Annotated in this window: 22 protein-coding genes; 1 reads left to right on the forward strand and 21 read right to left on the reverse strand. The window is 41.0% G+C overall.

What is annotated here, in order from left to right:
- Positions 1–188 precede the first annotated feature (188 nt).
- The 9 genes from rplI to ACCB35_RS22265 form a co-directional block, all read right to left on the reverse strand.
- The gene (gene rplI / locus ACCB35_RS22225) at positions 189–635 is read right to left on the reverse strand and encodes a 50S ribosomal protein L9 (RefSeq protein WP_044340261.1); all 447 of its coding nucleotides are present in this window, start codon (positions 633–635) and stop codon (positions 189–191) included.
- The gene (locus ACCB35_RS22230) at positions 632–2,605 is read right to left on the reverse strand and encodes a DHH family phosphoesterase (protein WP_044340262.1); all 1,974 of its coding nucleotides are present in this window, start codon (positions 2,603–2,605) and stop codon (positions 632–634) included. The genes rplI and ACCB35_RS22230 overlap by 4 nt, the downstream gene beginning before the upstream one ends.
- A 26-nt stretch (positions 2,606–2,631) precedes the next feature.
- Positions 2,632–3,555: a YybS family protein gene (locus ACCB35_RS22235; RefSeq protein ID WP_374055334.1), complete on the reverse strand. Its 924-nt coding sequence runs from the start codon at positions 3,553–3,555 to the stop codon at positions 2,632–2,634.
- A gap of 442 nt (positions 3,556–3,997) precedes the next feature.
- Positions 3,998–4,234: a 30S ribosomal protein S18 gene (rpsR, locus tag ACCB35_RS22240; RefSeq protein WP_034764780.1), complete on the reverse strand. Its 237-nt coding sequence runs from the start codon at positions 4,232–4,234 to the stop codon at positions 3,998–4,000.
- A gap of 41 nt (positions 4,235–4,275) precedes the next feature.
- Complete coding sequence (ssb, locus tag ACCB35_RS22245; RefSeq protein WP_044340263.1) at positions 4,276–4,788, reverse strand: single-stranded DNA-binding protein; 513 nt, start codon at positions 4,786–4,788, stop codon at positions 4,276–4,278.
- A gap of 78 nt (positions 4,789–4,866) precedes the next feature.
- The gene (gene rpsF / locus ACCB35_RS22250; RefSeq protein ID WP_034764776.1) at positions 4,867–5,154 is read right to left on the reverse strand and encodes a 30S ribosomal protein S6; all 288 of its coding nucleotides are present in this window, start codon (positions 5,152–5,154) and stop codon (positions 4,867–4,869) included.
- Between the two features lie 349 nt (positions 5,155–5,503).
- Positions 5,504–6,604 carry a redox-regulated ATPase YchF gene (ychF, locus tag ACCB35_RS22255; RefSeq protein ID WP_044340264.1) on the reverse strand — a complete coding sequence of 367 codons (1,101 nt, stop codon included), beginning with the start codon at positions 6,602–6,604 and terminating at the stop codon, positions 5,504–5,506.
- A gap of 275 nt (positions 6,605–6,879) precedes the next feature.
- On the reverse strand, positions 6,880–7,080 hold the full coding sequence (locus tag ACCB35_RS22260) for a DUF951 domain-containing protein (RefSeq protein ID WP_044340265.1): 201 nt from the start codon (positions 7,078–7,080) through the stop codon (positions 6,880–6,882).
- A gap of 13 nt (positions 7,081–7,093) precedes the next feature.
- Positions 7,094–8,038, reverse strand: a complete 945-nt coding sequence (locus ACCB35_RS22265) for a mechanosensitive ion channel family protein (RefSeq protein ID WP_374055335.1) — start codon at positions 8,036–8,038, stop codon at positions 7,094–7,096.
- A 258-nt stretch (positions 8,039–8,296) separates the two neighbouring features.
- On the opposite strand from ACCB35_RS22265, the gene yyaC reads away from it, so the two are divergent.
- A complete protein-coding gene (gene yyaC, locus ACCB35_RS22270; RefSeq protein ID WP_374055336.1) occupies positions 8,297–8,917 on the forward strand; it encodes a spore protease YyaC in 621 nt (206 codons plus the stop codon).
- 56 nt (positions 8,918–8,973) lie between these two features.
- Here yyaC and ACCB35_RS22275 read toward each other — a convergent pair whose 3' ends face one another.
- The 12 genes from ACCB35_RS22275 to ACCB35_RS22330 all read right to left on the reverse strand — a co-directional run bounded on the left by ACCB35_RS22275 (position 8,974) and on the right by ACCB35_RS22330 (position 19,644).
- The gene (locus tag ACCB35_RS22275) at positions 8,974–9,687 is read right to left on the reverse strand and encodes a DUF554 domain-containing protein (RefSeq protein WP_374055337.1); all 714 of its coding nucleotides are present in this window, start codon (positions 9,685–9,687) and stop codon (positions 8,974–8,976) included.
- A 117-nt stretch (positions 9,688–9,804) separates the two neighbouring features.
- The gene (locus tag ACCB35_RS22280; protein WP_374055338.1) at positions 9,805–10,644 is read right to left on the reverse strand and encodes a ParB/RepB/Spo0J family partition protein; all 840 of its coding nucleotides are present in this window, start codon (positions 10,642–10,644) and stop codon (positions 9,805–9,807) included.
- The gene (locus ACCB35_RS22285; protein ID WP_044340270.1) at positions 10,637–11,398 is read right to left on the reverse strand and encodes a ParA family protein; all 762 of its coding nucleotides are present in this window, start codon (positions 11,396–11,398) and stop codon (positions 10,637–10,639) included. The genes ACCB35_RS22280 and ACCB35_RS22285 overlap by 8 nt, the downstream gene beginning before the upstream one ends.
- A gap of 239 nt (positions 11,399–11,637) precedes the next feature.
- On the reverse strand, positions 11,638–12,501 hold the full coding sequence (gene noc / locus ACCB35_RS22290; protein WP_044340271.1) for a nucleoid occlusion protein: 864 nt from the start codon (positions 12,499–12,501) through the stop codon (positions 11,638–11,640).
- A gap of 127 nt (positions 12,502–12,628) precedes the next feature.
- Positions 12,629–13,345: a 16S rRNA (guanine(527)-N(7))-methyltransferase RsmG gene (rsmG, locus tag ACCB35_RS22295; protein ID WP_374055339.1), complete on the reverse strand. Its 717-nt coding sequence runs from the start codon at positions 13,343–13,345 to the stop codon at positions 12,629–12,631.
- 21 nt (positions 13,346–13,366) lie between these two features.
- On the reverse strand, positions 13,367–15,259 hold the full coding sequence (gene mnmG / locus ACCB35_RS22300) for a tRNA uridine-5-carboxymethylaminomethyl(34) synthesis enzyme MnmG (RefSeq protein ID WP_044340273.1): 1,893 nt from the start codon (positions 15,257–15,259) through the stop codon (positions 13,367–13,369).
- Between the two features lie 59 nt (positions 15,260–15,318).
- Positions 15,319–16,704, reverse strand: coding sequence for a tRNA uridine-5-carboxymethylaminomethyl(34) synthesis GTPase MnmE (gene mnmE, locus ACCB35_RS22305; protein WP_374055340.1), 1,386 nt, complete (start codon positions 16,702–16,704; stop codon positions 15,319–15,321).
- Positions 16,705–17,080: 376 nt separating this feature from the next.
- Entirely contained in the window at positions 17,081–17,701 is a 621-nt protein-coding gene (gene jag / locus ACCB35_RS22310; protein ID WP_374055341.1) for an RNA-binding cell elongation regulator Jag/EloR, read from the reverse strand.
- Positions 17,698–18,486 (reverse strand): YidC family membrane integrase SpoIIIJ, encoded by a 789-nt coding sequence (gene spoIIIJ, locus ACCB35_RS22315; RefSeq protein WP_044340276.1) that lies wholly within the window; start codon positions 18,484–18,486, stop codon positions 17,698–17,700. Before spoIIIJ ends, jag begins: the two co-directional genes overlap by 4 nt.
- A 135-nt stretch (positions 18,487–18,621) precedes the next feature.
- The gene (gene rnpA / locus ACCB35_RS22320) at positions 18,622–18,996 is read right to left on the reverse strand and encodes a ribonuclease P protein component (RefSeq protein WP_374055342.1); all 375 of its coding nucleotides are present in this window, start codon (positions 18,994–18,996) and stop codon (positions 18,622–18,624) included.
- A 166-nt stretch (positions 18,997–19,162) separates the two neighbouring features.
- On the reverse strand, positions 19,163–19,297 hold the full coding sequence (rpmH, locus tag ACCB35_RS22325) for a 50S ribosomal protein L34 (protein WP_034764748.1): 135 nt from the start codon (positions 19,295–19,297) through the stop codon (positions 19,163–19,165).
- Between the two features lie 86 nt (positions 19,298–19,383).
- The gene (locus tag ACCB35_RS22330) at positions 19,384–19,644 is read right to left on the reverse strand and encodes a hypothetical protein (protein WP_374055343.1); all 261 of its coding nucleotides are present in this window, start codon (positions 19,642–19,644) and stop codon (positions 19,384–19,386) included.
- Positions 19,645–20,355: the final 711 nt, after the last annotated feature.

Genomic DNA, 20,355 nt, shown 5'->3' on the forward strand with positions numbered 1-20,355 from the left:
GTTAATAGGCATCTGCTGCCTGCGTCAAAGTTAATACTTTGCTATATATGAAAATAAGAATTTAGTCCTACCGAAAAAATGTGATCGGGATAGTATCCAGATCACATTTGTTATCAAGCTATATTCATTTTAACATGTTTTTCTCAAAATGAAGTTACCAAATTTCGTATATTTCCTCTGAAAAAATCTTATTCTTCTGTTACATGTACCTTTAAGGTTGCTGAAACGTCCGTGTGCAGCTTCACAGGGACATTCGTATAGCCCAGGGCACGAATGGCATCGTTCATTTCAATTTTACGTTTATCGATTTTGATGTCATGTGCCTTTTTCAACGCATCGGCAATCTGCTTGCTCGTGATTGAACCGAATAATCGACCACCTTCACCGGATTTCGCTTTCATTTCAACTGTGATTTCTTCCAGTGTCGCTTTTAATTTTTTGGCTTCTTCTAATTCTTCTTGAGCCAGTTGTTTTTCTTTCTTCTTTTGACCCTCAAGCTGTCCCATGTTTGCATTTGTCGCTTCAACGGCTAAGCCTTTTTTTAATAAGAAGTTATGTGCATAGCCATCTGCTACGTTTTTCACTTCTCCTTTTTTTCCTTTACCTTTAACGTCTTTTAAGAAAATTACTTTCATATCTCTTTTCTCCCTTCAAAATAATCACTTAATGCTTCCTTCAGCTGTTCCTCGGCTTCCAGTACAGATACTTGTTTTATTTGAGTAGCGGCGTTCGTTAAATGACCTCCACCGTTTAAGTTTTCCATAATAATTTGTACGTTCACGTCCCCTAATGATCGGGCGCTGATCCCAACTGTTTCAGGATCCCGCTTGGAGATGACAAAGGAAGCAATGACTTCATCCATTGTTAATAATGTATCCGCTGCCTGTGCAATCAGGACAGGATCATAAATGACGTCACCCTCTGCTTTCGCAATCGCAACCCCTTCACGGAAAAATTTAACCGATTCAATTAACCTCGAACGTTTAATATAGGTCTCGACATCCTCTTTCAGGAACTTTTGGACTAACACGGTGTCAGCCCCTTGTGCCCTTAAATAGGAAGCCGCATCAAATGTTCTCGATCCCGTTCGAAGCGTAAAGCTCTTCGTATCGACAATGATTCCTGCCAGCAGGGAAGTGGCTTCAAGCATCGTGATTTTTTCATGTTTAGGCTGATATTCCAATAGCTCCGTCACAAGCTCAGCTGTGGAAGAAGCATATGGTTCCATATAAACAAGTAATGGGTTTTTAATAAAGTCTTCGCCACGTCGATGATGATCGATGACCACGACTTTATCCATTTTATTTAAAAGCCTTTCTTCAATGACCAGGGAAGGTTTGTGTGTATCAACGACCACAAGCAGCGTATCCTCTGTAGCCATTTCGAGCGCTTCCTCCGGAGTGATGAATCGGGAATGAAGATCGGAATTTGCTTTGATCTCCTTCATCAGTCGTTTCACTCCATTATCGATTTCATTAAAGTTTAAGACAACGTATCCTTCACGCTGATTCATTTGAGCCACTTTCCGGATCCCGATGGCCGCCCCGATGGCATCCATATCAGGATGTTTATGTCCCATGATGATGACCTTATCACTTTCGATCATAATTTCCTTAAGGGCGTGGGAGATGACTCTTGCACGTACCCGCGTACGTTTTTCCATAGGATTGGTTTTTCCACCATAGAATTTAACCTTCCCATTGGTTTGCTTAATGGCCACCTGATCTCCACCGCGACCTAACGCCAGATCCAAGCTTGATTGGGCCAGGGTGCCCAGTTCAGGAAGGGAAGAAACCCCAGTCCCCACTCCAATGCTTAAAGTCAGTGGAACATTTTGCTTGGACGTAGTATCCCGGACATCATCCAATATCCCGAACTTTTCCTTCTCCAATACTTGAAGGATCTTCTCATTAATGACGGCTATGAACCTCTCAGAAGAAACCCGCTTCAAGAACACGCCATATTCCTTTGCCCACTTATTCAGAATGGACGTCACTAAACTATTTAAACTGCTTCTCGTTTGGTCGTCCATCCCTTGCGTTAATTCATCATAGTTATCCAGAAAGATGATTCCGATATTCGTGCGTTCATCATGATATTGCTTTTCTATTTCTTTTTGTTCCGTGACATCAAAGAAATAAAGCAGTTTTTCTTTGAGCTTCAATACGACATGATACTTCCTCTCATTAATCGTTACAATTTCTGAATCCACTTCTTGTTTGATTAATGGGACAAGGGACTCTGCCACATCGTACAAAGATCTTCCAACGACTGTGTCTTCATTGAAACATGAGGCTAGAAAAGGATTTGTCCATTCTATGTAATATTCATCATTGATCAGCATGATCCCAATGGGCATCTCCATTAACGCCTCTTCTCCTACACGCTTTACACGATAGGATAGTGTGGAGATATATTCCTCTGTTTCATCGTGCGATCTTCTCTCGAAATAGAATGCGAGAAAATACACGATTCCAAAGACAATCAACCCAATTAACGAAATGATCCATTGGTAAAAGGAAACCGATACTAACAATAGAGCTGTTAATATAGCAAGACCGTACAATGGGTAGCGGATCATTCGCTTATTAAAATAAGATGGCATGATTTCAGCTCCTGGAACTTAAATTTCTATGACTTACGTTGTAGGCGTTGTCTTAGATCAAATCCTAAGTCAATTATACCTAAAATTCGCACGAGATAAAGAAGTGGAAACGAAATGATTGTAATTAATACCAAAATACCTTTTGACCATCCTTTTATATGAGCGAAAAAATAGAGGAAAGATAGTCCTTGAACCGCCATCAATGTTTGCAATACATAAAGGACATTAAGAAGGGCCGTGTAGGCATACGTTCCTTTCTCCGGCTGCAGGATCATGGATAGTACCAGGGTAATTAAATAATACCAAAGAATACTCTTAGGAAGCTTCCATTCCCTGAATGGCTTGAATACCGGCACATCTCTCCCCAAGCGCTTCATGATGGGGAAGTTGATCAGCATAAACAACAGGGCCATTACGACAGCGATCCCCAAGAACAAGGTAGGCATTAGCGTCTGTATAAGGTCAATCGAGCTTTCCAGGCTTTCTATCAGCCTCTTGTCAGGTTCCTGACCAAGCTGCTCAAATATTTGATAATAGGCAGCCTTAGATTCCACTAAGCTATCTTCTATAATATTAACATCGAAGAATAGGATAGAAAAAACAAAACCCATCACAATATTGATGACAAGTGTGAGACTTGATGCCATAAACAGCCTCATTTTATCTACTTTCGCTTTCACACACCAGCCAATCACGACCCCTGTCGTCGCTACCATGAAGGCAACAGGCAATGCAATGAGCCCTCCAAACAAGAAGGATAACCCTAACGATCCGATCAATACGTAAAAAGAATTCAGTAACGAATACTTAGAACTAAACAGAATAAGAGGGAGAGGCAATACAAAAAAAGCAAGTGCACCAATAAATGGAACATATAAAGCCAACAACAGTAATACAGTAAAGATGGCGAGCATAAGCGCACCTTCCGTTAAAACACGGGGATTTTTCAATTGAAACGCTCCTTACGATAAATTCAAAACCATACAATAGCACTATCATATCAATTTTGGAGATAGATTTCATCTAGGGGTTCTTATCCGATGGCAACAGGCCTACTTTAATGGCTGTCTTTTAACTTTGTTGTGCCACTTTCTCCAAAACCTGTACCAAATTGTGAATATCAATAACGATCAATGTTAATTCACTTCATTTTAAAAAAGAGGGAGACCCTTCAACATGCTACTCTTGTTTCATCTACTCTAGTATGCACTCAGTTTAAAAAGGAGTATACGCAGTAGATAAAGAATGGCTATGTATCCGGATCACCCTTTCTAATATTGCGGCCAACACTTGGATCACTTAGTGTTCCCGTTGCTTTTAAAAGATCTTCATTCAAAAAACAAAGAAAAAAAGCAACAGAGACAAGTCTCTGCTGCTTTTAGATAGATGATATTATTCACCAGTAACGTATGGAAGTAATGCCATTGTACGAGCGCGTTTGATCGCACGAGTCAACTTACGTTGGTACTTAGCGTTCGTTCCAGTTACACGACGTGGAAGAATCTTACCACGTTCAGATACGAATTTCTTAAGAAGATCAACATCTTTGAAATCGATATGTGTAATTCCGTTTGCTGTGAAGTAGCACACCTTACGACGTCTACGTCCACCTCTACGTCCTCCTGCCATTTGTTTCGCCTCCTATCTTGTTTGGATTCGTTATCGTTCGTTTAGAATGGCAGATCATCATCGGAAATGTCGATCGGCTGACCGTCATTTGCAAATGGATCCTCATCTACACGTGTATAGTTGTTGTTATTGTTGTTGCGTTGTTGATTCTGATTCTGACTATACGGATTTCCTTGGTCACGTTGACCTCCACCCGAATAGCCCGGACTTCCTCCACGATCACCTTGGTTCGCACTACGTGGCTCTAAGAACTGAACGCTTTCTGCTACAACTTCCGTCATAAACACCCTACGTCCATCCTGTCCTTCGAAATTACGTGTTTGAATGCGACCGTCAACGCCAGCTAAGCTGCCTTTTTTAAGAAAGTTTGCTACATTCTCTGCAGGGCGACGCCATACAACACAGTTAATAAAATCTGCTTCCCGTTCTCCTGATTGATTCGTAAAACTACGATTGACAGCCAGTGTAAACGAAGCAACAGCCACTCCGCTTGGAGTATATTTTAATTCAGGGTCCTTGGTTAAACGCCCTACTAATACAACTCGGTTCATCATCAGAATCAACCCCTTCCTTCTAGTTTACTGTTTCACATGAAACAGATGGTAGAAGTGTATATCTTAAAAACGTACGGATTATTCTTCTTCTTTAACAACGATATGACGGATAATATCATCGCTGATTTTAGCTAAACGATCGAATTCGTTAACTGCATCAGAAGTAGCGCTCATCTTAACTAGTTGATAGAAACCATCACGAAAATCGTTGATTTCATACGCTAAACGACGTTTACCCCAATCTTTTGACTCGATGATTTCCGCGCCGTTAGTTGTTAAAACGTTATCGAAACGCTCAACTACTGCTTTCTTTGACTCGTCGTCAATGTTTGGGCGGACAATGTACATAACTTCGTACTTTCTCATCTGAATGTCACCTCCTCGTGGTCTATGCGGTCCTTTCTTTATGAAAGAACAAGGAGCAATGCGTTCATTACTCACGAAATAAAATTATAGCATAGGTTATCTATTATTGCAATATGACGTAAAAAAAAGACTAGAATCGGGACTCTAGTCTTTTAATTATATTTTTTCCCAAAACTTTGTTACTTTTTAAGAAGCGAGTGCTGGTTGATTTCCACTCCAGGTGCTCGCTTTCCGCGGGGCGTGAGTTGAGCACCTTCCGTTCCAATCAACTGTTAAGAGTCAGTTATATACTTGAATTGATCAAAATACACGTTATCATGTGCAGGTTAAAATCGAACTCTGTACCCTTTTACACATTAAAACGGAAATGAATGATGTCTCCGTCTTTTACGAGGTATTCTTTACCTTCTAAACGAACTTTTCCTGCTTCACGGGCTGCCCCCATTGTTCCGGCAGCAACTAAATCTTCATAGGATACGGTTTCGGCACGGATGAAACCTCTTTCGAAGTCAGTGTGGATGACACCGGCACATTGAGGAGCTTTCATTCCTTCACGGAACGTCCAGGCACGTACCTCTTGAACGCCGGCTGTGAAGTAAGTAGCCAGTCCCAAAAGTGAATAGGTAGCGCGGATAAGCTGATCTAAACCAGACTCTTCAATTCCTAGTTCTTGTAGGAACATCGCCTTTTCTTCATCATCAAGCTCGGCGATCTCAGATTCGATCTTTGCACAGACCACGATCACTTCTGCGTTATCTTCTTTCGCGAATTCTCTTACTTTCTGAACATATTCGTTGTCAGAAGGATCGGCGATTTCATCTTCACTTACGTTTGCTACATATAAAACAGGCTTTGAAGTCAATAGGTGAAGCTGTTTTACAAGCTTCATTTGCTCATCAGCGAACTCAACTGTACGAGCCGGCTGCTCCGCTTCAAGGGCATCTTTGATTTTCACAAGGATGTCATGCTCAAACACCGCTTCTTTATCCTTTTGCTTCGCCATTTTCTGAACTCTGGCAAGACGCTTATCAACTGTCTCAAGGTCAGCTAAGATCAATTCCAGGTTGATGACTTCAATATCCGCAATCGGATCTACTTTACCTGAAACATGTGTGATATTATCATCTGCAAAACAACGCACAACCTGACAAATTGCATCTACTTGACGAATATGAGATAAGAATTTATTCCCTAATCCTTCTCCTTTACTCGCTCCTTTTACAATTCCTGCAATATCCGTGAATTCAAAGGCAGTAGGAACCGTCTTCTTCGGTTCTACAAGCTCTGTTAATTTATCTAAACGATGATCGGGAACTTCTACAATTCCTACGTTTGGATCAATTGTACAGAAAGGATAGTTGGCAGATTCTGCACCTGCTTTTGTAATTGCGTTAAATAGAGTTGACTTCCCTACGTTGGGTAGTCCAACAATACCAGCTGTTAAAGCCATTTTGGTCACTCCTCATCAAATTCTTATCTATTAAAAAATCCTGTAAGATCTAAAACAAGTAAACGGTCGAACCTTTCACAATTATAGAGATAATAGAGGGAAAAGACAAGTCATGCTTCTAGTGGACTTTTAGTTTGAGGGCTGGATTTATCCTCGCAATCTGAATATATAAAAAGGGCATTCAATCGAAAAAAAAACGATTGAATGCCCTTGAGCCAGCTAATTTGAACATAGTCTGGGTTAGGTCAAAAGGATTATGGGTAAAAAAAGAATACTTATTCTTCTGTGCCGCTACTGATGACTTTTTTCATTTTTTTTGCAAAATCTTTTCTGGGAATCATGACACTGTGTCCGCACCCTACACATTTAATGCGGATATCCATTCCCATCCGGATCACTTTCCAGCGATTTGTACCACAAGGATGAGGCTTTTTCATTTCTACAATGTCATTAAGTGTGAATGTTTTCGGCTCCACTGGCTTTTCCTCCTCATTCGCTTTCAAGTTTTCTTTGTTTTTCTTCGAGAGGTTGGATGTCATCTTGATCATGACGGGAATACATCACCATGCGAGGGAATGGAATCTCAATACCATGTTCATCCAGGCATAATTTAACCTCTTTACGAATCATTCTCGCCATATACCAATGTCTCATCGGCACCGTTTCAGCAACGATCCGCACGACAACATCTGAAGCTCCAAGAGTCTGAACACCTAACAACTCAGGCGGATTAACAAGATCTTCATATTTTTGCGGTAGGGTCAGGAGTAATTCCTGCATCACTTTCTCCGCTTCTTCTATGTTTTCTTCGTACGCAATACTGACATCCACTACAGCAATGCTGTTGTGAATGGAGAAGTTCGTTACTTCTGTAATATTACCATTGGGGAAGATATGTAGTTCCCCGGTCCAGCTTTTGATCTTTGTCGTACGAAGGCCGATTTCTTCTACGTTTCCTTCTGCAGAACCGATTCGAACATAATCACCAACTGAAAATTGATCTTCAAAGATAATAAAGAAACCGGTGATGATATCACGAACCAAATTCTGTGCACCAAAACCGACGGCCAGACCGACAATCCCGGCACCTGCAATCAGCCCTTTCACATCAATATCAAGCGTGGATAGAATCGTCATTAAACTAATAAAATAAATCACGTACGTCAATACATTCTCCAGTAGCTTCAAAAGAGTGGCTTCACGGCGCTCGGTGAACTTCAAAGGTGATCGTGATCGAACCTTAAACACATTTCGTATTGCCGATCTTCCAAGTCTCAAAGCAAGATATGTAATCACCATAATGGCTACAATCTTTAACGTGCCTGTCCCCAAGGTAACCCATAACTCATTATCTATCAGTTTATTTACAGCTTCATTTTCTTTAAGTTTTTCAACGGCTTCAGTTACACCAGCATTAGAATCTTTCTCTTTCATTTATCGAACCTCCACTTATCATTCAATAAGAAGTATTCCTTATTTTATCAAGTTTCCCTCTCCTTGTGTAGATATAACCTCATATTAAAATAGTTTATAGAAAATTTTTATTTTATGAAAAATCCAACCATATTATGTATGAAAAAAAGAAATCGTCCGTATACTGATAATACTTAAAAATTATGATTCTGGTGGTAAGGACAAACAAAGTTGATCCCTGGAAAATTCCCTTTAAACATATCCGAAGGAGTGGAAGCGATGAATCTAAAAAAAGGACTATTTGAACGAAAACCTGAACCCTTTAGAGTCCTTCATCAGGAAGAACGCGCGGCACAGGATCTTTCCGTTCAATTGTCGTCGTTGCTTCCGACTTACTATCGTACAAGGCCCATCGTATTTGTATGTATCGGCACCGATCGTTCAACGGGGGACTCGTTAGGTCCTTTGGTCGGATCATTAATCGAAGAACAAAACGTTAAGCCTTTCCATGTGTATGGTACGTTGGATGATCCGATTCATGCTGTGAACCTGGAAGAGAAACTGAGTCTGATAGCCTCCCAGCATATAAATCCATTTATCATCGGTGTGGACGCGTGCCTTGGACGGTTAAAGAGCGTAGGGGCTATCCAATTAAGCGAAGGACCTCTAAAGCCCGGAGCAGGTGTGAATAAAGAGCTGCCTGAAGTAGGTGAGATTCACCTGACAGGAATCGTAAATGTCAGTGGATTCATGGAGTTTTTTGTTTTACAAAATACACGTTTAAACCTTGTCATGAAAATGGCTAAAACCATTGCCGAAGCCATTGTGTTAGCAGGTCATTCCGTGGAACGCAGAAATGCCGTCAGCATTGAAAAATGGCGGGAAGAATTGCAGCAATAAAGAAGGGAGATGATTCAGACACGTTCTGAGTCATCTCCCTTCTTTATTTTCGCCCTTTACATATAAAGCTGGTACGCATGTATAATCCCCACGATCATCCCCACCACAATGATACCGGGAAGTAAATTCGCGACTCTGATTTTCGTTACACCGATGAGATTCAATCCGATTGCGAAGATCATAATACCGCCTGCCGAAGTCATTTCAACAATATAGGCGTCCATCAGTTCCTGAGGTACCCACTGATGAATCTGAGTCGCAAACAGAGCAATGAAGCCTTGATAAAGAACGACTGGAATCGCCGAAAACATGACACCAATCCCTAAAGTCGTCGTGAGGATCAGCGACGTAAAACCATCAATGATCGACTTCGTCAAAAGTACGTCATGATCACCCCTGATGCCGCTATCCAGTGAGCCAATGACGGCCATTGCACCAATGACAAAAATAAGGGTAGCTGTAACAAACCCCTGGGATATGGACGTTTCTTTATTACTGCCAAGCTTTCTTTCCAGCCAGTTACCCAATGAGTTAAGTTTGTCCTCCAGATTCATCCACTCTCCCCAGGCAGCGCCGAGAGCCAGGCTGATGATGACAATCAGGAAGTTTTCACTTTTCAATCCCATCTGTAATCCCAGGACGATTACGGCTAAGCCAATAGCCTTCATGACGGTTCCCTTCATATCTTCTGGTATGCGGTGAAGGACCTTCCCCAGGAGAGTACCGATGATAATACATGCTCCATTTACTAATGTTCCTAAAAGTACCATGACGTTTCCCCTTATGATTATTTCCCGAAGAATAGTATTTTTCTATGTACCATATGGAAGAGGACTGGCTTAACGGTACGTGAAATACCATCTAAGTCAGTCCCTTTCACATTCATTCTACTGCAGTAATTCCAAGATACGATCCAGATCTTCTTTTGAGAAAAATTCCAGTTCGATTTTGCCTTTTTTCTTTGATTGTTTAATCGTAACCGTTGTACCGAAGCGTTCGCGTAGAAGGGATTCCTGTTCCTGAATAAAGACATCCTTACGCTCTGTCTTTTTTGTTTCACGTGAAACATCCTCATTCAGCTCTTGAATGATTTTTTCTAATTGGCGAACGTTCAATGATTCTTTAAGGATACGATTCACAACCGTTGATAGATTCTTTTTATTTTTCAACCCAAGGAGTGCACGTCCATGCCCCATTGTTAACTTACCTTCTGAAATAAGCTCCTGAACAGGGGCGGGAAGGGATAGCAAGCGAATATGATTGGCAATATGAGGTCTGCTCTTTCCTAATCTCTTCGCTAATTCCTCCTGAGTGAGCTTTAGCTTATCCATGAGCATTTGATAAGCAGCGCCTTCTTCGATCGGTGTCAAATCTTCGCGTTGAAGGTTTTCTAAAACGGCCAGCTCCATCATTTGTTGCTCATTCAATTCACGGACCACGACAGGAACCGATTCTAATTTAGCCGCTTTGGCTGCACGATACCGGCGTTCCCCTACGACAATTTCATACCCCTTGATTGTTTTACGCACAATGATCGGTTGCAGGATACCGTGCTCTAAGATCGAATCTTTTAATTCTTCTATCGCTTGTGGCTCAAAGATTTTTCGTGGCTGATATGGATTCGGCCGTATTTCTTTCAGGCTCACTTCTTGCACGGACTCTTCAGTTTGAGTTGTTTGGATATTGGTAAAGAGAGCATTGATGCCCTTTCCTAAACCTTTAGCCATTCGCCACCACTTCCTTTGCCAGTTCTAAATAAACTTCTGCTCCCCTGGATTTAGCATCATAGATGATAATCGGTTCACCATGACTGGGCGCTTCACTTAAACGAACGTTACGTGGAATAATCGTGCGATACACTTTATCTTGAAAATATTTTTTCACTTCTTCAATGACCTGGATACCCAGATTGGTTCTTGCATCCAGCATCGTTAACAACACACCATCAATCATGAGATCATGATTCAGGTGCTTCTGAACTAAACGTACTGTACTTAATAGCTGACTTAATCCTTCAAGAGCGTAATATTCGCACTGCACCGGGATAATGACGGCATCCGAGGCTGTTAACGCATTGATTGTTAATAGTCCTAATGAAGGTGGACAATCAATAATAATATAATCAAATTCGTCTTTCACTTTCTCTAACGCCTTCTTTAAACGCACTTCACGGGAGATGGTTGGAACAAGTTCAATTTCTGCTCCCGCCAATGAAATCGTTGCAGGTACAATGGATAAATTCTCTACTTTTGATTGTTTGATGGTTTCTCTGACATCTACATCATCCACCAGCACATCGTATATACATTGCTGGACATCCCCTTTTTCCACACCAACGCCACTAGTGCCATTTCCTTGAGGATCTATATCCACCAGTAAAACCTTTTTCCCTATATAAGCTAAACAAGCCCCCAAATTGACCGATGTTGTGGTCTTTCCCACACCACCTTTTTGGTTTGTAACGGCTACTATTCTGCCCAAGGTTGTCACCTACCTTTTGACTTCCTAAGATTGACTAAATTTTTTACAGTATTCTTCTATTCTATCAAAATTCCTCGTTAATTGTCTGTCAATTTTTTTAAAAAGAACAGTATTTCTAGAAATAGGAAATCGTGAGTAGTTCATTGCTCACGAAACGACAGTATTTGCCTTGAATCGACAGAACAAAACAAAAAAGTGAGAAACCGAACCGATATGTTTCTCACTTTTAGACTACGAATCTATTTTTTTTTAGGAATACGAATAGTGAATTGATAGAATTCCTCGTGTTCTTCTTCTTCAGAATCCAGATTGATTCCGCTGTCTGATACCATGGAAAGAGATTGACGAATCGTATTCACAGCTATTCTCATATCCTTGCTGAAGGCTTTGCGTTTAGGTTTTGGCTTTTGAGTCGATCCTTCTTGCATTTTCACAACCCGGTCTTCGGTTTGTTTTACATTCAAGCTTTTTTCAATGATTTCTTGAAGAAGCTGGATCTGCTTTTCAGAATTCTTCAATGGGATTAAAGCCCTGGCATGACGTTCTGTAATCTTTTTATCTAATAAGGCTGATTGAATTTCTTCTGGAAGCTTTAGGAGACGAAGCTTGTTCGCCACAGTCGATTGTCCTTTTCCTAAGCGTTGAGCAAGGGCTTCTTGAGTTAGATCATGTAACTCCAACAGTTTCCCATAAGCAATTGCTTCTTCTATAGGAGAGAGCTCTTCTCTTTGTAAATTTTCAATCAATGCAACAGATGCTGTTTCTGTATCATTCAAATTCTTTACAATGGCCGGTACGGTTTCCCAGCCAAGCTTCTGAACGGCTCTATATCGACGTTCACCGGCAATGATTTCAAACTGTTCATCATCGTATTGTCTAACCACAATCGGCTGGATGATACCATGAGTGTGAATCGTTCTGGATAACTCTTCTATCTTTTCATCATTAAACACAGTTCGTGGTTGAAAGCGATTAGGGATGATTTGTGAGACGGGTATCTTTTTCACTTCATCTCGATCTTCTTCCACTACATTTGATTCTTCAGATTCAACATCTTGCTCCTTTTCACCTAGGCCAAAAAAACGAGAGAAAGGATGCTTCATCTTCCTACACCACCTTTAAGAAACTCCCTTTAATAATATTCTCTAAAATATGAAGAGTTCCTGCCTATGCTTTAGATGATCCAAGCTCAGGTTCAGTAATAACATGAAGGCAGGAGAACTATTCATACTATTCTAACGGTAATTTATTGGGTGTCCCAGGTTTTCTGGGATATTTGTTAGGTGTTTCCTTCACTTTGTCGATTTTCACGATATTACGTTCGCTTTCCTCTTCAGGAAGAATGAACGAATACATTTTATCTGTCTGTCCGCCAAGCATGCCGATTGCTTTCTTTGCATTGGATAGCTCCTCATTTACGTTTGAAGCCTTCATGGCTACAAAGAAACCGCCCCTTTTAACAAGAGGCAAACATAATTCACTTAAAACAGACATTCTGGCTACGGCCCTTGCTGTAACCATATCATACTTTTCCCGATGAGCCTTGTTTTTACCGAAGGTCTCCGCACGATCATGATAGAAATTCGTGTTTTCAAGCCCTAACTCATCTGATAAATGGTTTAAGAACGTAATCCGCTTGTTCAAGGAATCAACAATTGAGATATGTAAGTGCGGGAAGCATATTTTAAGAGGGATACTCGGAAAACCAGCTCCTGCCCCAACATCACAAAGGGTTGTCACCTGCGAGAAATCAACATAAAAAGCTGCGCTGATGGAATCGTAAAAATGCTTTAAATACACATCTTCCTTATCAGTGATGGCCGTCAGGTTCATTTTTTCATTCCATTCAACCAACAATTCATAATAGCGCTCAAACTGATTTAATTGCTGAGAAGAAAGGGGGATCCCCTTCTCCTCAAGCATTGATTGAAATTCATTTACATTCATGAAATTATCCTTCCTTTACCTCTATTGATCACCGGATACTTTTGCAATTTTCCCTTGCTCGATATAGACGAGTAAAATAGAGATGTCTGCAGGATTCACTCCTGAAATCCGGGAAGCCTGTGCCAGAGAAAGGGGCTGAACCTCGATTAATTTCTGTCTTGCTTCTGAAGCTAAACCGCTGATCGCACTGTAATCAATGTTCTCAGGAATTCGTTTATTTTCCATCTTCTTCATTTTATCGACCTGTTGAAGAGATTTTTCAATATAGCCCTCATATTTCACTTGAATTTCCACTTGTTCCTCTACGTCGGGATCAAGCTCGATTTCACTTGGAACGAGTGATTTAATATGACTATAGTTCATTTCAGGACGCTTCAGGAGATCCGCGGCTACTATTCCGTCTTTTAACTCACTGCCCCCCGCTTGACGGATGACAGCTTGTGTTTCTTCAGTCGGCTTGATCCGGATTCCTTCAAGGCGTTTTTTCTCTGCAGAGATTGCTTCTTTTTTAGCTGAAAATCGTTCGTATCGATCATCGGAAATCAATCCTATTTTATGACCGATATCCGTTAGACGAAGATCGGCATTGTCATGACGCAGCAACAGGCGATATTCAGCACGGGAAGTCAATAGACGATACGGTTCGTTCGTCCCTTTTGTCACAAGGTCATCGATCAGAACCCCGATATACGCATCGGAACGGCTTAAGATGACCTCATCTTTATCGAGTGCACGGCAAGCGGCATTGATTCCTGCCATAAGCCCTTGACCAGCGGCTTCCTCATAGCCTGATGTTCCGTTGATTTGTCCCGCTGTATACAGATTTTTGATTTTTTTCGTTTCAAGGGTCGGCCATAATTGTGTGGGTACGATGGAATCATACTCAATGGCATACCCGGCACGCATCATTTGTACTTCCTCAAGACCCGGTATGGTTTGAAGGATCTTTTGCTGTACGTCTTCAGGTAAGCTCGTTGATAACCCCTGCACATACACTTCTTGTGTATTTCTTCCTTCCGGCTCTAAGAAAATCTGATGACGTGGTTTGTCATGGAAACGAACGACTTTATCTTCAATGGAAGGACAGTAACGTGGTCCGGTTCCTTTGATCATCCCTGAGTACATGGGTGAACGATGGAGATTGTCATCAATCAATTGATGAGTGTGCTCGTTCGTATATGTCAGCCAGCATGGAAGTTGATCAGTGATATATTTCGTCGTTTCATAGCTGAACGCACGTGGAATATCATCACCCGGTTGAATTTCAGTTTTCGAATAATCGATTGTCGAACTATTCACCCGTGGCGGTGTCCCTGTTTTAAAACGAACGGTGTCGAAGCCCAATTCATGTAGATGATCGGACAATCTAATAGAAGGCTGCTGATTATTTGGCCCGCTTGAATATTTCAGATCTCCTAAAATAATTTCTCCGCGGAGGAATGTACCCGTGGTAATGACGACTGTTTTCGCACGGTATGCGGCACCCGTCATCGTAACAACACCTTTACATTCACCATCTTCTACAATTAATTCCTCGACCATTCCTTGCAGCAAGGTCATGTTCGGCTGATTTTCAATCGTGCGTTTCATTTCATGTTGATAAAGGAATTTATCGGCCTGGGCCCGTAATGCCCGGACAGCTGGACCTTTCCCTGTATTCAACATTCTCATTTGAATATGTGTTTTATCTATATTACGCCCCATTTCTCCACCCAGAGCGTCAATCTCTCTTACAACGATCCCCTTTGCCGGTCCACCAACAGATGGGTTACATGGCATAAAGGCGACCATATCCAGGTTAATGGTAACCATTAACGTTTTAGCTCCCATACGGGCGGAAGCAAGTCCTGCTTCTACTCCGGCATGGCCAGCACCAATGACAATGACATCATATTGCCCTGCGTCATATTGCATGGTTTTATTTTTCCTCCTTGTTGGATCGCAAGCGGTATGCGTCCACATTTTAATGGTGTTTACTTCCCTAAGCAGAATTGAGAAAACAGCTGGTCAATCAGACTTTCATGAACGCTATCCCCAATGATTTCACCTAAAAGCTCCCACGTTCTGGTTAAGTCAATTTGAGCGATATCGATGGGAGTGCCCATTTCTACGCTACTGATCGCTTCATTGATCGCAAGGGACGCTTGATTAAGTAAAGCGATATGACGGCTATTGGATACGTACGTCATATCCCCCGCTTCAATGGACCCTGCAAAGAATAAAGATGAAATCGCTTCTTCCAGCTCATCGATTCCTTGCTCTTCAAGTAAAGCCGTTGTGACCAGCTGATGATTTTCCGCTAGTTTTCTTACTTTATCTATATCAATCTTCTGAGGCAGATCTGTTTTATTCACGATGACAATAACGTCCATTCCTCTAACCGCTTCGAAAAGCTGCTCATCCTCGGGAGTTAATTCGTCCGCATAGTTAAGCACAAGTAAAATTAAATCCGCTTCTTTCAATACTTGACGTGAACGTTCTACACCGATTCTCTCAACAATGTCCTCTGTTTCACGAATCCCGGCTGTATCGACGAGACGTAACGGAACACCGCGCACATTCACGTATTCTTCGATCACATCGCGTGTCGTTCCCGGGATATCGGTTACGATCGCCTTGTTTTCATGAACAAGACTGTTTAATAGAGAGGACTTCCCTACATTTGGCCGGCCAATAATAACAGTGGAAAGACCTTCTCTAAGAATTTTCCCCTGTTCTGATGTTCGTACCAGACGGTCGATTTCATCCCGGACATGTCTCGATTTCTCCAACAGGACGTTATGCGTCATTTCTTCCACATCGTCATACTCCGGATAATCGATATTCACTTCTACATGGGCCAATGTTTCTAAAATTTCCTGACGAAGTTTTCGAATCAAATTGGAAAGTCGTCCTTCCATTTGATTGAGTGCAACATTCATCGCCCGATCGGTTTTTGCCCTGATCAGATCCATGACCGCTTCTGCCTGGGAAAGGTCAATCCGGCCGTTCAAGAATGCCCGTTTTGTAAATTCACCCGGCTCTGCAAGGCGGGCCCCATTTTTCAATACGAGCTGTAATACTTTATTGACCGACACGAGTCCTCCATGGCAGTTGATTTCTATAATATCTTCACGGGTAAAGGTCTTGGGACCTCTCATCACAGAAACCATGACTTCTTCCACCACTTGCTCTGTGTCCGGATCGATAATATGTCCATAATGAATGGTATGCGAAGCAAATTCTTTCATCGAGCTTCCCTTCATTCCCTTAAAGACCTTATCACCGATATCGAAGGCTTGATCACCGCTTAAACGCACAATGGCAATGGCTCCTTCTCCCATTGGAGTGGAAATTGCGGCGATTGTATCAAATTCCATCGTATTCACCTCTCTTATAACTGATCTATTTATATAAAAATGTTAGTATTGAGCAAAGTTTCCCCAAATTATTAGAATATCACAATCCTATTTAATACTAAAGAAAGGAAACCAACTAATGACCACCAAATAATGTTATCCACACAGACAATACTTCATCTCTATTATTTTAACTTATCCACATGTGAATAACAATAAACCGGGATGAAAATAAGAATCCACAGGGCTGGACGCATCGACGGGGGAGAATATTTAAGTGGTTGGCTCAATAAGAGAAGTGTCTGTAGAAGAAACCAGACTAATTCCTCTTAAAAATAGCAATTATATATGAGAAATGAGCAAAAAAAAACGATCCCCCGAAAGGAATCGTCTCCCATTATTTTTTTGGAGCAATCACTATATAGCGATTTGGTTCTCTGCCCTCTGAATGTGTATCAACAGTCTTCGAATCGACTAATGCTGTATGGATCACTTTTCGTTCATAAGAAGGCATTGGTTCTAATGAAACGGAACGATTTGTGCGCAATGCTTTCTCTGCTAAACGTTCAGCCAGGTTTGTTAACGTTTGTTTACGTCTTTCACGATAGTTCTCCGCATCCAAAAGGATGGTGATGAACTGATCGGAAACCCGATTTGCAATCAGCTGAGTTAAATGTTGAAGGGCATTCAACGTTTGTCCTCTTTTTCCTATTAAGAGAGCCATTTTTTCACCGGAAATGTTGAACTCAACATCTCTACCATCTCTTTTCACTTCAATGGTAGCGTTAACTCCCATTTCATGTGCAACAGATAAAAGAAAATCTTTCGCTTCATTTACCGGATCAATCGCTTGTTTGACTTGAACGACTGCCGGTCTTCCTCCAAACAATCCGAACAATCCTTTTTTACCTTGATCAATGACGTCAATCTCTGCTTCTTCTTTGGTGATATTCAGTTGAGACAAGGCTGATTCAATGGCTTCTTCCACCGTTTGACCAGTCGCTTCTACTTCTCTCACTTTTTCTTTCCTCCCGAATTCCCACCAGCTTTAGCGGTTTGCGCTTCTTTGATTTCAGGTCCTTTAATAAAGTACGTTTGAACAATCATAAATAGATTTCCGACTACCCAGTAAAGGGATAGAGCTGCAGGGAAGTTAATCGCAAATATGATGATCATGACTGGCATGATATAAAGCATCATCGCCATTTGCGGATTTTGATTCGCTGTACCCGCCATCATTAATTTCTGTTGGATAAACGTTGTTATACCTGCTACTAAAGGTAAAATATAGTACGGATCCGGGTTACCGAGATCGAACCACAAGAAATTATGAGCTTTAATTTCTTCCGTTCTTACAATCGCATGGTAGAAACCAATCAGGATTGGCATCTGAACGATTAGTGGGAAACAACCCGCCAGCGGATTTACCCCATGACTTTGGAATAAAGCCATCGTTTCTTGTTGAAGTTTTTGTTGTGTCTGTGCATCTTTAGAGCTATATTTTTCACGCAGCTTTTTCATTTCCGGTTGTAAAGCCTGCATGGCTTTTGAATTTTTCGTTTGTTTAATCATTAATGGCAGAATCGCTAAACGAATGATCAATGTAACAATGACAATTGCCAGTCCATAAGAACCGCTCATGAACTCAGCTACCATGGTAATTAATTGTGATAAAGGATAGACAATGTATTCATTCCATATTCCGCTACTCTCAGGTGTGATAGGCTGATTGTATTCCGTACAACCTGATAGTATAGCCATTAGCCCAATGATTCCCATCAGGGCTATAATTCTCTTTTTCACCCTTATTTTCCTCCCAACTAATATCTTTCAAGTAAAATATAAAACAGGTCTCCCGTACTTAAAAAGTACAATCTCTCGTATTGTAACATCTTTTCATAGGCTTGTGATGACGAAACCTGTCAATATCGTAAAATGTTATGACTTCTTTCTATTATGTTTGCCATTAGAGGGTCTTTTCAACACTTTTCCTCTTTTTAGCACATGGGTGAGGCTGCCCTTCACCTCATGAAAATTCATTTCGGCCGCCGGTTTTCTGGCGATGATTAAATAATCGTACTGATCTAGTACGTCTGCTTGTAACTCTAAGAAAGCCTGCCTGACATATCGCTTTATTTGGTTTCGACAAACAGCGTTCCCGATTTTCTTACTTACCGAGATCCCGATCCGAAACGGTTGAGGCTCTTCTTTCTTCAATAGATATAACACGAATTGCCGATTTGCAAAGGATGTCCCTTTTTTAAATATCTCCTGGAACTCTTTATTTTTCTTCACTCTCTGATCTTTCCGCATTGACCACACCTAATTTTCATTTTTGTCTTGATGTATCCTCGACATTATTGGCTCATTGATTTGAAATTATAAGTAATTTTTCTCTTAATTCTCTATAAGAACGAGCCAAATCGTCTTTCCCCCTTGATATAAAGGAAAAAAAAGACCACTGAGTCAGTTCAGTGGTCTAAGCAGATAATACTTTTCTTCCTTTGCTACGACGACGAGCTAAAACATTGCGTCCGTTTTTAGAGCTCATACGTGCACGGAAACCGTGGTTCTTTTTTCTTTTACGATTATTTGGTTGAAACGTTCTTTTCATCTATGACACCTCCCTGAAGGATATCTTTATAAAAGTTAAAGACATTCCTCACTATTATAAAGACGGTACCCATAAAAAGTCAACACTCATATTATTTTTCTTTTTACAAGGTTCTTTTCGTAAAGATTGTTGCTTTTAACATAAGGGTCGGCTTGAGCTTTGGCAATCAGCATGTGCTGGATGGTGAGGGGAACTGCTCCGCTTGCAGCTAGCGTTCGGCCGAGCCTCCTCAGCTTAGCCGAACGGGGTCTCGGCACGCCCGTACTTCCGCAGGAGTCTACGCAGTTCCCCTCACCACCTTTAATAGATTTTTTGTGACAGAGCTTCAACATGCGTAATAAAACCATGTAACTAGAAAGAATAATTCTTCTTTTATAAAAGGGGAAGTAATTTCTACTCTTAAGTAAGGTTGTTTGCTAAAATTCTTGTTTTTATTGATTTCCCTTAAGGATACATGCTCAGAAAGTTGATTGGTGCATCCTGGAGCGGAAATCAACTACTACATTCTTCATTTAGACAACCACAAACTTTGCGAAAAGAGCTTTTTTGATTTCCGCTGCTTTTTATCCCTTGACTAAATTTCCTCTTGTTCTTTATCCTTCTACAAATCTTATCCCATTTCTCTATTAAACCTTCCTGTGGATAGGATTCGACACCATTTTAGATTATCCACAACACATATTGACAACTTTTTCACAAGTTCATAGCTTGTGGACAAAACAATTCCACAAGGGCCGCGGGTTGTGGATAAAATTTAAAAAGCATTGCACCCCTAAGGATATTTTGATATGATTATTGTGTTTTCACTCTTAATAACTCTATTTACGAAATCGGTTTATCCACAATTTGTGGATATCATGTGGGTAACTTATTCAGAGGGTTTGTAAAACGTTGTCCACAAGTGGTGGATATTGTCGAAAAACCACTTTCTTTCCTTATTATATATATTTTCCACATTCATCGCATTGTATTTTTATTAAATAACGAGAGTTAATGGATTTTATAGCACATAATCGTTGTACAGAAGTTATACAAACTGAGAAAAGGAGGGATCAGGA

Source organism: Rossellomorea sp. FM04394 (assembly GCF_041889765.1).
Classification (GTDB): Bacteria; Bacillota; Bacilli; order Bacillales; family Bacillaceae_B; genus Rossellomorea; species Rossellomorea aquimaris_B.

Excerpts from the sequence above, each read along its gene's own strand:
- rplI (WP_044340261.1), bottom strand. The coding sequence starts at position 635 with ATGAAAGTAATTTTCTTAAAAGACGTTAAAGGTAAAGGAAAAAAAGGA.
- ACCB35_RS22230 (WP_044340262.1), bottom strand. The coding sequence starts at position 2,605 with ATGCCATCTTATTTTAATAAGCGAATGATCCGCTACCCATTGTACGGT.
- rpsR (WP_034764780.1), bottom strand. The coding sequence starts at position 4,234 with ATGGCAGGAGGACGTAGAGGTGGACGTAGACGTCGTAAGGTGTGCTAC.
- ssb (WP_044340263.1), bottom strand. The coding sequence starts at position 4,788 with ATGATGAACCGAGTTGTATTAGTAGGGCGTTTAACCAAGGACCCTGAA.
- rpsF (WP_034764776.1), bottom strand. The coding sequence starts at position 5,154 with ATGAGAAAGTACGAAGTTATGTACATTGTCCGCCCAAACATTGACGAC.
- ychF (WP_044340264.1), bottom strand. The coding sequence starts at position 6,604 with ATGGCTTTAACAGCTGGTATTGTTGGACTACCCAACGTAGGGAAGTCA.
- ACCB35_RS22265 (WP_374055335.1), bottom strand. The coding sequence starts at position 8,038 with ATGAAAGAGAAAGATTCTAATGCTGGTGTAACTGAAGCCGTTGAAAAA.
- yyaC (WP_374055336.1), top strand. The coding sequence starts at position 8,297 with ATGAATCTAAAAAAAGGACTATTTGAACGAAAACCTGAACCCTTTAGA.
- ACCB35_RS22275 (WP_374055337.1), bottom strand. The coding sequence starts at position 9,687 with ATGGTACTTTTAGGAACATTAGTAAATGGAGCATGTATTATCATCGGT.
- ACCB35_RS22280 (WP_374055338.1), bottom strand. The coding sequence starts at position 10,644 with ATGGCTAAAGGTTTAGGAAAGGGCATCAATGCTCTCTTTACCAATATC.
- noc (WP_044340271.1), bottom strand. The coding sequence starts at position 12,501 with ATGAAGCATCCTTTCTCTCGTTTTTTTGGCCTAGGTGAAAAGGAGCAA.
- rsmG (WP_374055339.1), bottom strand. The coding sequence starts at position 13,345 with ATGAATGTAAATGAATTTCAATCAATGCTTGAGGAGAAGGGGATCCCC.
- mnmG (WP_044340273.1), bottom strand. The coding sequence starts at position 15,259 with ATGCAATATGACGCAGGGCAATATGATGTCATTGTCATTGGTGCTGGC.
- mnmE (WP_374055340.1), bottom strand. The coding sequence starts at position 16,704 with ATGGAATTTGATACAATCGCCGCAATTTCCACTCCAATGGGAGAAGGA.
- rnpA (WP_374055342.1), bottom strand. The coding sequence starts at position 18,996 with ATGCGGAAAGATCAGAGAGTGAAGAAAAATAAAGAGTTCCAGGAGATA.
- rpmH (WP_034764748.1), bottom strand. The coding sequence starts at position 19,297 with ATGAAAAGAACGTTTCAACCAAATAATCGTAAAAGAAAAAAGAACCAC.
- ACCB35_RS22330 (WP_374055343.1), bottom strand. The coding sequence starts at position 19,644 with ATGGTTTTATTACGCATGTTGAAGCTCTGTCACAAAAAATCTATTAAA.